Genomic DNA, 14577 nt, shown 5'->3' with positions numbered 1-14577 from the left:
CAATGGTTGACCGCAGGGGGTGCGCTTTCTAGAATCGCCCGACATTTTTGCCCGGAACTTACTTCCAGCCAATGTCGTCATCCATACGTAAGTCCGTCAATTCAGATGCTTTGACCCGCCTGGCGCAAGCCATCGCGGTGGCTGTGTCCGCCACGCTGGCGGGTTGCTCCAGCCACGCTCCGCAGACTGAAGCGACGCATACGCCGAACATTGCTGCGCGAGCCAAGCAGAAGCCGATCTGGCTGACCGAGAAGCCCACTCCCGTGGCGCCCCAGGACATCTGGGAACGCATGCGTCAGGGCTTCCAGTTGCAGGAAGGCCTTGGCGTCAATCCGCGCATCGAGCAACAACGCCTGTGGTTCGCCAGTAACCCCTCCTTCCTCGAGAATGCCGGTGAACGCGGCAGCCTCTACATTCATTACATTGTCGAACGCCTCGAAGAGCGCAACATGCCGCTGGAACTGGCCCTGCTGCCGGTGATCGAGAGCGCGTACAACCCGATGGCCTACTCCCGCGCCGATGCGGTGGGCCTGTGGCAATTCATTCCGTCCACCGGGCGTTACTTCAACCTGCGCCAGACGCGTTTTTATGATGGTCGTCGCGACATTACCGCCTCGACCACGGCCGCGATGGATTACCTGACCCGCCTGCACGACATGTTCAACGGCGACTGGCTGCTGGCGCTGGCAGCCTACAACGCTGGTGAAGGCACCGTCAGCCGGGCGATCGAGCGCAACGAAAAGCTTGGCCTGCCCACTGACTACTGGAACCTGCCGCTGCCGGCGGAAACCCAGGCCTATGTGCCGAAGTTGCTGGCGCTGTCGCAAGTGGTGCTGGCGCCGGAAGCCTATGGCGTCAACCTCAATCCGATCGCTAACGAACCCTACTTCCAGGTTGTCGAAATCAACCAGCGCATGGACCTGTCCAAGGTCGCTGCGGTGGCGAACATCGATGAAGACGAACTGTTCCAGCTCAATCCGGCGTTCAAACAGCGCACCACCATCGACGGTCCGCAGCATTTGCTGGTGCCGACGTCCAAGGCACAACTGCTGACTGCCAGTCTGCAGACCATGCGCCCGGACGAACTGATCAGCCCGCGCTCGCTGAAACCGGTGTTCGAAGGCGCCGATCCGTCGGAAGTGGCGCAGCTCAAACGTGCTTATCGGGTCAAGCGTGGCGACAACCTCGGCTCCATCGCCAAGGCCAACAAGGTCGAAGTCAAGGATCTGCAGCGCTGGAACAAGCTGACCGGCAAGAATCTCAAGGTCGGCCAGACCCTGGTCATGCAGGACAACACCAAGCGTGCCCCGGCGCGCAAGTCCGGCCGGGTCAACACCGTGGTCGCGGCAAATACCAAGACCAAAGGCAAGGACGAGAGCAAGCAGCAGACCCAGTACAAGGTCAAGCGCGGCGACACCCTGTATGTGGTGGCCAAGCGGTTCAACGTCGAGATGCAACATCTCAAGCGTTGGAACCCGGGTGCGGGCAAGGCGTTGAAGCCGGGGCAGATGCTTACGGTTTATCAGCCGCACTGATTGAAGAGCCCCTGATATTTCAGGGGCTTTTTTTGGATGAAGTTTTTGTGGTGTGCTTTAGATCCATCCCCCTCACCCCAGCCCTCTCCCCCAGGGGGGAGAGGGGGAAATGGAGCCGATCGGGGGCTTTTCAGAAACTGACTTCGACTCGGTATCGCACGTCGGTGCAACTCGCCCAGACACCACGATCAGTCCCCTCTCCCCTCCGGGAGAGGGTTAGGGTGAGGGGCTCTTCGCGCAAACGATTAACCCGCCATTAACCCGCATCTTTTTCCTGTCCAGACAAGCTGTTACTGTACGGCCCACAAAGCCCAAGCCGCTGGATCGGATCTGACTTGAAGCGTGCCCTCTCCCTGCTCCTGATCAGCCTGGCCTTGAGCTCACCCGCAAGCGCGACGATTACCGAAAGTCATGGTTATGCGCAGTTCGGCACGCTCAAGTACCCGGCCAGATTTACCCACTTCGACTGGGTCAACCCGCAAGCGCCCAAAGGCGGTACGTTGCGGGTGATGGCGTTCGGCACCTTCGATACTGTCAATCCGTACACCTTCAAGGGCACCAGCCCGGTTACCACCGCCAATTTTCTCCAGTACGGCATCAACGAGCTCAACGAGCCGCTGATGGTCGGTACCGGGCAGTATTCGCCGTCCGGCGACGAGCCGGCGTCGAGCTACGGTTTGATCGCACAATCGGTGGAGTACAGCGAAGATCGCAGCTGGGTCGTCTTCAATTTACGCCCCGAGGCGCGGTTCCACGACGGCGCACCGATCACCGCCTATGACGTGGCATTCTCTTATCGCCTGCTGCTCAAGGACGGTCATCCGCTGTATCGCACGGCCTTGCAGGAAGTGCTACGGGTCGACATCCTCAACAAACAACGCATTCGTTTCGTGTTCAAGCGCTCGGGCAATCCGCTGCTGATCCTGCGCCTTGGCGAGTTGCCGGTGCTGCCGCAGCATTACTGGAAAGACCGCGACTTCAAAGCCACCACCTTCGAACCGCCGCTGGGTAGCGGGCCGTACCGCATCACTACGGTCACGCCGGGGCGGCAGCTGATGTTCGAGCGGGTCAAGGATTACTGGGGCAAGGACCTACCGGTCAATCGCGGCAAGTACAATTTCGATCGCATGGAAGTCGAGTTCTACCGCGACAGCGATGTCGCCTTCGAAGCGTTCAAGGCCGGGGAGTTCGACATCTACATCGAGCATCAGGCGAAGAACTGGGTCAACGGCTACAACTTCCCTGCTGTACGTCGTGGCGAAGTGATCAAGGCACAGATCCCGCATCAGATTCCGACCCAGACTCAGGGCCTGTTCATGAACAGCCGCCGCGCGACCTTCGCCGACGTAAAGACCCGCGAAGCGCTGGGCCTGATGTTCGATTTCGAGTGGACCAACCGTGCGCTGTTCAGCGATGCCTATAAACGCACCAGCAGCTACTACCCCAACAGCGAATTCACTGCGTCCGGCCTGCCGGTCGGCCATGAATGGCTGATGCTCAAGCCTTACAAGGAGCAGTTGCCAGCCCGGCTGTTCACCGAGCCGTTTACCCTGCCGAAGACCGACGGCCGAGGCATTCCCCGGGAAACCATGCGCAAGGCGCTGGCCCTGCTCGCCGAGGCCGGTTGGAAGCTCCACGGCCAGCGCCTGCAAGACAAAGACGGCCAACCGCTGCGTTTCGAACTGCTGCTGGTCAACCCGAGCCTGGAGCGGCTCTATCAGCCGTACATCGAAAACCTCAACAGCATCGGCATCGACGCGCGCCTGCGCACCGTTGATCGTGCGCAATACAAACAGCGCCTCGATCAATTCGATTTCGACATGATCTCGATGACCCTCGGCCAGACCCTGAGTCCGGGCCTTGAGCAGTGGCAGTACTTCCACTCCAGTCAGGTGAACGTCAAGGGCAGCAAGAATTACGCGGGCATCGCCAACCCGGTGGTCGATCACCTGCTCGAACAATTGCTCGCCGCGCGCACCCGCGACGAGCAGGTCGCCGCCGGCAAGGCGCTCGATCGCGTGCTGCTCTGGCAGCACTACAGCATTCCCAACTGGTACCTCAATTATCACCGTCTGGCCTACCGCAACCGGTTGGCCTTTGTCACCACGCCGCCCTACACCCTGGGCCTGAGCGCATGGTGGCTGAAGTCTTCGGAGAAAGATCGATGAACGCTGTTCGCACCCTGCTCGTGCAGGCCAGCGGCTTGCTGTTCGCCGGGCTGGCCTGGGCCGCCCCGCAACACGCCGTGACCCTGTACAACGAGCCGCCGAAATACCCGGCCGATTTCAAGCATTTCGACTACGTGAACCCTGATGCGCCCAAGGGCGGCGTATTCCGTCAGGCCGGGTTCGGTGGCTTCGACAGCCTCAACCCGTTCATCAACAAAGGCGTACCGGCCGATGACATCGGCCAGATCTACGACACCCTGACCAAACACAGCCTCGACGAGCCGTTCACCGAGTACGGCCTGATTGCCAGCAAGATCGAAAAAGCCGACGACAACAGTTGGGTGCGTTTCTACCTGCGCCCGGAAGCACGCTTTCACGACGGCCACCCGGTGCGCGCCGAAGATGTAGTGTTCAGCTTCGAGACGTTGACCAAGGAAGGCTCGCCGATGTTTCGCGGCTACTACAACGACGTCGCCGAAGCCATCGCCGAAGACCCGTTGAAAGTGCTGTTCAAGTTCAAGCACAGCAACAACCGCGAGCTGCCGCTGATCCTCGGCCAGTTGCCGGTCCTGCCGAAACACTGGTGGGCCAGTCGCGACTTCAACAAGGGCAATCTGGAAATCCCGCTGGGCAGCGGCCCGTACAAGGTCACCCAAGTGAAGGCCGGCCGTTCGGTACGTTACGAGCGGGTCAAGGATTACTGGGGCAAGGACTTGCCGGTCAACCGTGGCTTCTACAACTTCGACACGATGACCACCGACTATTACCGCGACAACACCGTCGCCCTCGAAGCACTGAAGGCCGGGCAGTTCGATTACTGGCTGGAGATGACCGCGAAGAACTGGGCCAGCGCCTATAACGTTCCGGCGGTCACCGAGGGCCGTTTGATCAAGGAACTGATCCCCAACAGCAACCCGACCGGCATGCAGGGCTTCGTCTTCAACCTGCGCCGCCCGGTGTTCCAGGATGTGCGCGTGCGTCAGGCGCTGGGGCTGCTGTTCGACTTCGAATGGACCAACAAGCAATTGTTCAACGGCGCCTACGTGCGCACCCGCAGTTACTTCGAGAACTCGGAAATGGCCGCCACCGGCCTGCCCGACGCCGAGCAACGGACGATCCTCGAACCGTTTCGCAGCAAACTGCCGGCCCAGGTGTTCAGCGAAGCCTTCGAAAATCCCAAGACCGACGCCAGCGGCATGATCCGCACCCAGCAGCGTGAGGCCTATCAACTGCTGCAAGAGGCCGGCTGGAAAATCGTCGATGACAAAATGGTCGACGCCACTGGCAAACCGGTGGTGATCGAATTCCTCCTCGCCCAGACCGAATTCGAACGGGTGCTGCTGCCGTTCAAGCGCAACCTCAGCGACCTAGGCATCGATCTGGTCATCCGCCGCGTCGACGTCTCGCAGTACATCAACCGCGTGCGCTCGCGGGATTTCGACATGATGGTCGGCAGCTTTCCCCAGTCCAATTCGCCGGGTAACGAGCAGCGCGAGTACTGGATGAGCGCCGCCGCCGACAAACCGAGCAGCCGCAACAGCATGGGCCTCAAAGACCCGACCGTTGATCAACTGGTGGAAAGCCTGATCAACGCCGACTCGCGCAAAAGTCTGGTTGCCCACGCTCGCGCCTTGGACCGGGTGCTGCAATGGGGCTACTACGTGGTGCCGAACTGGCATATCAAGAGCTGGCGCGTGGCTTACTGGAATCATATAGGCCACCCGAAAACCTCGCCCAAGTACGACATCGGCATCAATACCTGGTGGGTCAAGCCTGACGCCAAGCCTGCCGTAGAAGTCGAAACCCAACTGCAAGCCGACCCTGCGGGCACGGAGTAATCAGATGCTGGCGTATATCTTTCGGCGACTGCTGCTGATCATCCCGACCCTGTTCGGCATTCTGCTGATCAACTTCGTGATCATCCAGGCCGCGCCCGGCGGGCCGGTCGAGCAGATGATCGCCAAGCTCGAAGGTTTCGAAGGCGCCACCAGCCGGATTGCCGGCGGCGGTGCCGAAGTGGCGGTGGCCGGCTCGTCCTACCGTGGCGCGCAGGGGCTGGATCCGGCGCTGATCAAGGAAATCGAGCACATGTACGGGTTCGACAAATCGGCCCCGGAACGTCTGTGGATCATGGTCAAGAACTATGCGCAGCTGGATTTCGGCGACAGTTTCTTCCGCGACGCCAAGGTCATCGACCTGATCAAGGAAAAGATGCCGGTGTCGATCTCGCTGGGGCTGTGGAGCACGCTGATCATGTATCTGGTGTCGATCCCGCTGGGCATCGCCAAGGCCACGCGGCACGGCAGTCACTTCGACGTATGGACCAGTTCGGCGATCATCGTCGGCTATGCGATCCCGGCGTTTCTGTTTGCGATCCTGCTGATCGTGGTATTTGCCGGCGGCAGTTATCTGGACTGGTTCCCCCTGCGCGGGCTGACTTCGAACAACTTCGATGAGCTGAGCCTGGGCGGCAAGATCCTCGATTACTTCTGGCACCTGGCATTGCCGGTCACCGCACTGGTGATCGGCAACTTCGCGACCATGACCCTGTTGACCAAGAACAGCTTTCTCGACGAGATCAACAAACAGTACGTGGTCACCGCCAAAGCCAAGGGCCTGACCCGCCATCGCGTCCTTTACGGCCACGTGTTCCGCAACGCCATGCTGCTGGTGATTGCCGGTTTTCCGTCGGCATTCATCGGTATCTTCTTCACCGGTTCGTTGCTGGTGGAAGTGATTTTCTCCCTCGACGGCCTCGGCCTGATGAGTTTCGAAGCGGCGATCAATCGCGATTACCCGGTGGTGTTCGGCACCCTGTTCATCTTCACCCTGCTCGGGCTGGTGGTGAAACTGATCGGCGATCTGACCTACACCTTTGTCGATCCGCGTATCGACTTCGCCAGCCGGGAGCATTGAGATGAACCTGTCCCCTCTCAACCGCCGGCGCTTCGAACTGTTCAAGGCCAACAAGCGTGGCTGGTGGTCGCTGTGGCTGTTCCTGATTCTGTTCGGCCTCAGTCTGGGCGCCGAACTGATCGCCAACGACAAACCGCTGGTCGTGCATTACGACAACAACTGGTATTTCCCGGCGATCAAGCGCTATCCGGAAACCGCGTTCGGCGGCGAATTCCCGCTGGAAGCCAACTACAAGAGTCCGTACATTCGCGAACTGCTCAAGGCCAAGGACGCGTGGATTCTGTGGGCGCCGATCCCCTACAGCTACCAAAGCATCAACTACGACCTGAAAGTCCCGGCCCCGGCGCCACCCTCGGCGGACAACCTGCTGGGCACCGACGATCAGGGCCGCGACGTGTTGGCGCGGGTGATCTACGGTTTCCGCATTTCCGTGTTGTTTGCGCTGACGCTGACCGTGCTGAGTTCGATCATCGGCGTGATTGCCGGGGCGCTACAGGGCTTTTATGGCGGCTGGGTCGATCTGGCCGGGCAGCGTTTTCTCGAGATCTGGTCGGGGCTGCCGGTGCTGTATCTGCTGATCATTCTCGCCAGTTTCGTCCAGCCGAATTTCTGGTGGTTGCTGGGCATCATGCTGCTGTTCTCGTGGATGAGCCTGGTCGATGTGGTGCGCGCCGAGTTCCTCCGTGGCCGCAATCTGGAATACGTGCGCGCCGCCCGCGCGCTGGGCATGCAGAACGGCGCGATCATGTTCCGCCACATCCTGCCCAACGCCATGGTCTCGACCATGACCTTCATGCCGTTCATTCTCACCGGCGCCATCGGCACCCTGACCGCGCTGGACTTCCTCGGCTTCGGCTTGCCGGCCGGCAGTCCGTCGCTGGGCGAACTGGTTGCCCAAGGCAAATCCAACCTGCAGGCGCCGTGGCTGGGCATGAGCGCGTTTGCCGTACTGGCACTGATGTTGAGCCTGCTGGTGTTTATCGGCGAGTCCGCTCGCGATGCCTTCGACCCGAGGAAGTGAAATGAATCAGGACAATCTGATCGAAGTGCGCGACCTCGCCGTCGAATTCGGTTTCGGCGAGCGAGTACACCGTGTGGTCGAAGGCGTGAGCTTCGATATCAAGCGCGGCGAAACCCTGGCACTGGTCGGCGAATCGGGCTCGGGCAAATCGGTAACGGCGCATTCAATCCTGCGCCTGCTGCCCTACCCCATGGCGCGGCATCCGGCCGGCAGCATCAATTACGCCGGGCAGAACCTGCTGGATTTGAGCGAGAAGACCATCCGCCATATTCGTGGCAACCGCATCGCCATGATCTTTCAGGAGCCGATGACTTCGCTCAATCCGCTGCATTCGATCGAGAAGCAGATCAACGAAGTGCTCGGCATCCACAAGGGCCTGAGTGGCAAAGTGGCGACCAAACGCACGCTGGAGCTGCTGGAAATGGTCGGTATCCCCGAGCCGCACAAGCGGCTCAAGGCGCTGCCCCATGAATTGTCCGGCGGCCAGCGGCAGCGGGTGATGATCGCCATGGCCCTGGCCAACGAGCCGGAATTGCTGATCGCCGACGAACCGACCACCGCGCTGGACGTGACCGTTCAGCTGAAAATCCTCGATTTGCTCAAGGATCTTCAGGCTCGATTGGGCATGTCGCTGCTACTGATCAGTCACGATTTGAACCTGGTGCGAAGAATTGCGCATCGCGTATGTGTCATGCAGCGCGGTTGCATCGTCGAACAGGCATCGTGCGCAGAGCTGTTCCGTTCGCCGCAGCATCCGTACACTCGGGAATTGCTCGGCGCGGAGCCCAGCGGCGGCCCGGCGAGCAATGAAATCGGCGCGCCGCTGCTCGAAGTCGAGGACCTCAAAGTCTGGTTCCCGATCAAGAAAGGCCTGCTCAAACGCACGGTGGATTACGTCAAGGCAGTGGACGGCATCAATTTCAGCCTGCCTCAGGGGCAGACTCTGGGGATCGTCGGCGAAAGCGGTTCCGGCAAATCCACCCTCGGTCTGGCGATTTTGCGGCTGATCGGCAGCAAAGGCACGATCCGCTTTGAAGGCAAGCAGCTAGACTGCCTGACGCAGAACGAGATTCGCCCGCTGCGGCGGGAGATGCAGGTGGTGTTTCAGGACCCGTTCGGCAGCCTGAGCCCGCGCATGTGCGTCAACGACATCGTTGGCGAAGGCCTGCGGATACACAAGATGGGCACCGCGACCGAACAGGAAGCGGCGATCATTGCGGCATTGAAGGAGGTAGGTCTGGATCCGGAAACCCGGCACCGCTACCCCCACGAATTTTCCGGTGGGCAACGGCAGCGAATCGCCATTGCCCGGGCCTTGGTGCTGAAACCGGCGCTGATCCTGCTGGACGAGCCGACTTCGGCGCTCGACCGCACGGTGCAGCGGCAAGTGGTGGAGCTGTTGCGTTCACTGCAAGCCAAGTACAACCTGACGTATTTGTTCATCAGCCATGACCTGGCTGTCGTCAAAGCGCTGAGCCACCAGCTGATGGTGGTCAAGCATGGCCAAGTGGTCGAACAGGGAGACGCGCAAAGTATCTTTGCCGCCCCCCAACATCCGTATACACAGCAGTTGCTGGAAGCCGCTTTTCTGGCACCAGCCACTGCGCAATAACCTGAAAGAGGAGCAACACATGGGTTTTCTCGCCGGTAAGCGCGTACTGATCGTCGGTGTCGCCAGCAAGCTGTCCATCGCATCCGGCATCGCTGCCGCCATGCATCGCGAGGGCGCTGAGCTTGCCTTCACTTATCAGAACGACAAACTCAAGGGTCGCGTCGAAGAGTTCGCACAAGGCTGGGGTTCGAGCCCTGAGCTGTGCTTCCCGTGCGACGTGGCCAGCGATGAAGAAATCGCCAAGGTCTTCGAAGAGCTGAGCAAGAAGTGGGACGGTCTGGACTGCATCGTGCACTCCGTCGGGTTCGCCCCGGGCGACCAACTGGACGGCGACTTCACCGAAGCCACCACTCGTGAAGGTTTCCGCATCGCTCACGACATCAGCGCCTACAGCTTCGTGGCCCTGGCCAAGGCCGGTCGCGAAATGATGAAAGGCCGCAACGGCAGCCTGCTGACCCTGTCGTACCTGGGCGCCGAGCGCACCATGCCGAACTACAACGTGATGGGCATGGCCAAAGCCTCGCTGGAAGCCGGCGTCCGTTACCTGGCCGGTTCCCTCGGTCCGGACGGCACCCGCGTCAACTGCGTATCGGCTGGCCCGATCCGCACCCTGGCCGCTTCCGGCATCAAGAACTTCCGCAAGATGCTGGCCGCCAACGAAGCGCAGACTCCGCTGCGCCGCAACGTCACCATCGAAGAAGTCGGCAACGCCGGCGCCTTCCTGTGCTCCGACCTGGCGTCGGGCATCAGCGGTGAAATCATGTACGTCGACGGCGGCTTCAACACCACCGCGATGGGCAACATCGAAGAGTGATCTTCCTGTAGCCGATAGAAAAACCCGCCGGATCCGGCGGGTTTTTTATGCCTGCAGGAAAGCTCGCCCAACTACATATGTACCGCCAACCACCCTGCCCTGCCTTTGATACTCGGCGCTCAATGCTTATCAGCCGCCAGGGAGGCGCAGATGGACGACACACCGGTACATGAACAGACGCTGATTCACAATCTCATCGCAGAATTGACCGCCGTACCGGTGGTCAGCGCCGCCACACCGGCGCGCACGCTGGAGGTTCCCCGTGCATGCCGGCTGCGCGAATGGATGGAGCTTTACTGGAGCGCCCTCGAACGCCCTGAATTTCTCGATTGGGCCAGTGGCTTTAACATCGATCTGGACACCTTGCAGATCAAGGGCGATACCCTGCAAGCGCAATCACCCTCGAACGGCTCCAACGGCGTTCGCACGTTCACGCTGGAAGATGATTCAGGCTGGTGGCAGATGGCGCCGATGCTGCTGTCGATTTCCCAGCGTATCGATCCTGCGGGGCTGGGCCTGCCCTACATCGGCGGTAAATCCGCCAACCCGCTGTATCGGTTTCCACGGCAAGTGGTGCTGGCGTTCTACGGTTACCCGGAACCGCAAAACCAGATTCAGGCCCGAGTCATCCTCGCCGAGCTGAAGAAAACCGGGCTGGCGGCCATCGATGAAAACGGCCAGAGCACGTCGGCGCTAGTGAAGGAACGCAACGCGCAACTGGAAGACTTTCGGGCGATCGCCGATCGAATCGATGAAGTGTTGCTGGCGAGCGACCCTTTCGAGCAGCGAGGCTTTCTCGACACGCCGGTAACCCTCACTTCGGCCTCTGTTTCCGCGCCGGCCAGAGGGCCGCGCCTCAAACTGGGCGAGCTTCTGGGCCGCTATGAGTTTGCGTTGCCGCAAGATGCTCGCGAAGCCAGGGCACTTGCGCAACGCCTGCGCCAGCAAAGCTGGCCGGCGCTGCCCTACGTCAGCGATTACGTGCAAAGCAACGACCCCATCCGCAGTTATCGTGAAGAATTTGGCGCTCTGGAAGATAACCGGCACATCGTGCGACGCCTTGAAGCGCTGAGCTGGAACAAAGCGCCCAAGGCCAAGATCGATTACGAGGAAATCAGCGAGCCCCATCCGGATTCCGCGCTGGCGGGACGGATGAAGTATGGCCAGCGTCAATTGCAGACACTCAGCGCCGATGAGGATTTTCAAGCCATCCTGCAGCAGCACGGACTGCCCGCCGACAGTCAATTGCTCGTCACTGAATCCGGTCATGTCGGTACTGCCAGCGTAAAAGGCTGGGTCACCCTGACGGCGCAGGTGGAAAAACAGGCTGATCTGAAACTCTTTCGCGACCAGCTCAAGGCCAAGGCAAGCAAAGCCGGCGGCGCCTTGCGTTCAAGCGGTAAAGTCACCCTTGGGCAAATGTTGCGCTTCTACAATCTGCTTTTGCCGAACACTGTCGAGCAAGCCCTCGCGCTGGTGAAATGGTTCAGGATCAATCTGCACACCCGTCCCGGACATATGAATCACTGGTATCTGCTGGGCCAGCCGTGGACACAAACCGAGCGGTTCACGGCGCAACAGCGTCAGAGCATCATCGACACCACACAGGCGTTTTTACCCGTAGACTCGCCGCCGTTGATCGACTACCTCAGTGAGGGTGTCGATACTGATCTGCCGCTCAAAACGCTCCAGGCAAAAGCCGACTACCTGATCAGCCGAATTCTGATCACACCGCGCGCGCAAACGCTGGGCAATCTGCTGGTGAAGAATCTGGGTGCTCCGGCGCAGGAGAAACGCCTGCTGGCCACCAACCGCGATCGCCTGTTGCTCGCTGCATTGATTCTCAGCCTGGAGCCGAACGCGGGTGAGGATTTGAACCGTATTGTCGAGCAACGTCTGGAGGGGCGTGATTTCTGGGGCGACAGCTATGACGAGGTACGCCGCTTCATTGATCGGCAGCCCGCTCTTGCATCGGTCAAAAACAAGACGTTGGCCACCCATCTGTTGTTGTCCGGTATAGCGCCGGAGTTTCTGACCCGGCATATTCCGCCATCACTCTGTTACATGAGTTGTTCGCGTTGGGTCAGGCTGAAGCAGGTCGTGCTGTATATCGAAAGCCAAATGCCGGGTGTGGCACGCCTGATGAGCTATGAGCAACTGAACCAACTGACCAAAGGCCCGGCCCCCACGCACTTCTACAAATTCCTGCGCGAGGATTCCTGTGCCTCACTGGTCGTTGACTGGGCGGTTGCCAGAGGGCTGATCCAGCGCAATGCCGAATTTCCGGTGACTGTTTATGACGCCACGACGCTGAAGCAGGCCGATGTCCTGTTCCGCAACCACAATCGCCTGTTGAACGATCTTTATCGGCGGGCGTTCCTTTCGGCACCGCCCACTCCCGTCACGGTTGCCCTGGCCGATCTGCGCAAGGTGTTCAGCGATTCCCCCTACCTCACGGAGAAGGCGCTGTTTGTTGCAGACGCCAACCCGCAGACCTTTTCAGCGCATTACTCGCTGAGCGAATTGCATGTCGCCGGCAAGCTGACAGGGAAGCTGGCGGGATGGCAATCGAGCAATGCACAGTTGCAACTGGCCCCCATGCTTGCCTCGTTGCCCAGACTGCACAATGTGGCGACCTACTTCCATGCGGCACTGAGCGCACGCCTGAGGCAAATGAAGGACGCACATATCGCATTTCTCAAGGAAGCGTTCTGTCGCTTGCCGTTCGCGCAGCGAATCGACATCGAAGATCACGAGCTGGAACTGCTCGCCCTGCGGCCAGTATCGGCAGCCACGGACAAGCTGGCTGACGCCAGCACTGCGCCATTCGGCATCTTGGCGCTGCTGCGTGGGAGTCCAGCCAGAGTCTTCGAGATTTTCACTGGCAGGAATGAAGTGGTGCTGCGTCGCGATATCGACCTTGCATTACTCAAACCATCGGGGGCAAATGATGCGGCGAAATCGCTGCCCGTCGACGTCGAAGCCTACAGGCACGGCTCCCAGCCTCGCTTGAATGCCACTTGTAACGCGTTCATTACTCGCCTCGATATTCAGGGCGCACCCCTGGCGCAACAGGAGCGCGCCGCCGTGCCCGATACCTTCGCCTCCAACACAGTCAACGCCATCGCCAGCACCGCTGTCCGGCATCTGTTCGATGCCTTTAAAGCACAAGCCTTGCAAGACGCATTGCGCGTGCCCGAACTCGAGGATGCCGTTGCGAGTCACGAGAAATGGCTGACGTTTTACCAGAAGCTGAGCCCGCCCAAGCGCTGAGCACTGGCGAATCCGGCGATAGATCGACTGACGCCTTCGCGAGCAGGCTCGCTCCCACATAGATGGTGCTGAACTGAAAAATCCTCCGCGCCATCGAGACCTGTGGGAGCGAGCCTGCTCGCAAAGACATTCCATCAGCCAGCATCAAATTGCCTGACCCACCGCCATCGCGGGCAAGCCCGCTCCCACGGGATTCAAGGGACTCTGTGGGAGCTGGCTCGCCAGCGATGGTGCCGTTACTAACAGCCTTTCAGAGCTTGCTTGTGCGCATACATCGCGCCATCCGCATCGGCGAGCAGGCGATCAACGGTTTCGTGGCGTTTGGGGTCGTATTCGATCTGGCCGACGCTGAAACGAATCGCGTAACCACGGTGCAGCGTGGCGTTGCGCTCTTCGAGGATTTCCTTGAGCCGCGCCATGATCCGCGTGGTTTCAACGTGGCTCGAGCCGGTCAGCAACGCGACGAACTCATCACCACCCAAGCGCCCGACCACATCGCTCTCGCGAAAGGCAATGCGCAACACATCGGCGAAGGTCTTCAGCGCACTGTCGCCTTCGGCATGCCCGTACAGATCGTTGATCTGCTTGAAGTCGTTGAGATCGAAAAACAACAGCGTCGCCGGTCGGTTCAAACGTGCGCAGGCATCCAGCGCATGCTGGGCCAGTTGCTTGAAACCACGGCGATTGGACAGCAGCGTCAGTTCATCCATGCTTGCCATCTGCACCGCCGTCAGCTCTTGCTCGGCCATCTCCGCGAGGTCGCGCAACAAGGCACGCTCTTCGTCGTCGAGGTTGCGGGGTTTGGTATCGATCAGGCACAAGGTGCCCATCTTGTTGCCGTCAGGCACGGTCAGCGGATAACCGGCGTAAAAGCGAATATTCGGCGCGCCGGTGACCAACGGGTTGTCATGAAAGCGCAAATCTTCCAGCGCATCGGGCACCAGCATCAACTCGTTTTGCAAAATCGCATGGCCGCAGAACGAGACATCGCGGGACGTCTCGCTGACATCCAGACCCACACAGGACTTGAACCACTGGCGATCCTTGTCGACCAGCGTGACCAGGGCGATCGGCACGTTGAACAGGCGCTTGGCCAGGCGCGTCAGGCGATCGAAACGCTCTTCAGGGGCCGAGTCGAGGTTGAGGCCGTGCAAGGCGTCGATTCGTGCAGCTTCATTGGCAGGTTTTCCGGGCACCAGCATGCGCACACTCCGTAGACAGTCATGCGTTCAGCGTAG

Annotated in this window: 9 protein-coding genes; 8 read left to right on the top strand and 1 reads right to left on the bottom strand. The window is 60.2% G+C overall.

The annotated features are described in order from the left end of the window. Positions 1-71: 71 nt before the first annotated feature. The 8 genes from AB4O45_RS23500 to AB4O45_RS23465 all read left to right on the top strand — a co-directional run bounded on the left by AB4O45_RS23500 (position 72) and on the right by AB4O45_RS23465 (position 13339). Positions 72-1535 carry a transglycosylase SLT domain-containing protein gene (locus AB4O45_RS23500; RefSeq protein ID WP_041480626.1) on the top strand — a complete coding sequence of 488 codons (1464 nt, stop codon included), beginning with the start codon at positions 72-74 and terminating at the stop codon, positions 1533-1535. A 335-nt stretch (positions 1536-1870) separates the two neighbouring features. Continuing rightward, entirely contained in the window at positions 1871-3703 is a 1833-nt protein-coding gene (locus tag AB4O45_RS23495; RefSeq protein WP_460160623.1) for an extracellular solute-binding protein, read from the top strand. Further along, complete coding sequence (locus AB4O45_RS23490) at positions 3700-5541, top strand: extracellular solute-binding protein (RefSeq protein WP_041478649.1); 1842 nt, start codon at positions 3700-3702, stop codon at positions 5539-5541. The genes AB4O45_RS23495 and AB4O45_RS23490 overlap by 4 nt, the downstream gene beginning before the upstream one ends. Before the next feature lie 4 nt (positions 5542-5545). Next, positions 5546-6619 (top strand): microcin C ABC transporter permease YejB, encoded by a 1074-nt coding sequence (locus AB4O45_RS23485; RefSeq protein ID WP_016774154.1) that lies wholly within the window; start codon positions 5546-5548, stop codon positions 6617-6619. Between the two features lies 1 nt (position 6620). Continuing rightward, positions 6621-7640 carry an ABC transporter permease gene (locus tag AB4O45_RS23480; RefSeq protein ID WP_016774153.1) on the top strand — a complete coding sequence of 340 codons (1020 nt, stop codon included), beginning with the start codon at positions 6621-6623 and terminating at the stop codon, positions 7638-7640. 1 nt (position 7641) lies between these two features. Continuing rightward, positions 7642-9252, top strand: a complete 1611-nt coding sequence (locus AB4O45_RS23475) for an ABC transporter ATP-binding protein (RefSeq protein ID WP_457263551.1) — start codon at positions 7642-7644, stop codon at positions 9250-9252. A gap of 19 nt (positions 9253-9271) precedes the next feature. Then, positions 9272-10066 (top strand): enoyl-ACP reductase FabI, encoded by a 795-nt coding sequence (gene fabI, locus AB4O45_RS23470; protein WP_003202751.1) that lies wholly within the window; start codon positions 9272-9274, stop codon positions 10064-10066. Positions 10067-10216: 150 nt separating this feature from the next. Then, entirely contained in the window at positions 10217-13339 is a 3123-nt protein-coding gene (locus AB4O45_RS23465; protein ID WP_460160622.1) for a hypothetical protein, read from the top strand. 239 nt (positions 13340-13578) lie between these two features. On the opposite strand, the gene AB4O45_RS23460 is transcribed toward AB4O45_RS23465, so the two are convergent. Beyond that, positions 13579-14541 carry a sensor domain-containing diguanylate cyclase gene (locus AB4O45_RS23460; protein ID WP_460160621.1) on the bottom strand — a complete coding sequence of 321 codons (963 nt, stop codon included), beginning with the start codon at positions 14539-14541 and terminating at the stop codon, positions 13579-13581. Positions 14542-14577 lie beyond the last annotated feature (36 nt).

The sequence above is a fragment of the Pseudomonas sp. S2_B10 genome (assembly GCF_054668425.1).
Note: the sequence above shows the minus strand (reverse complement) of the source record. Positions and strands in the feature narration are given on the sequence as shown.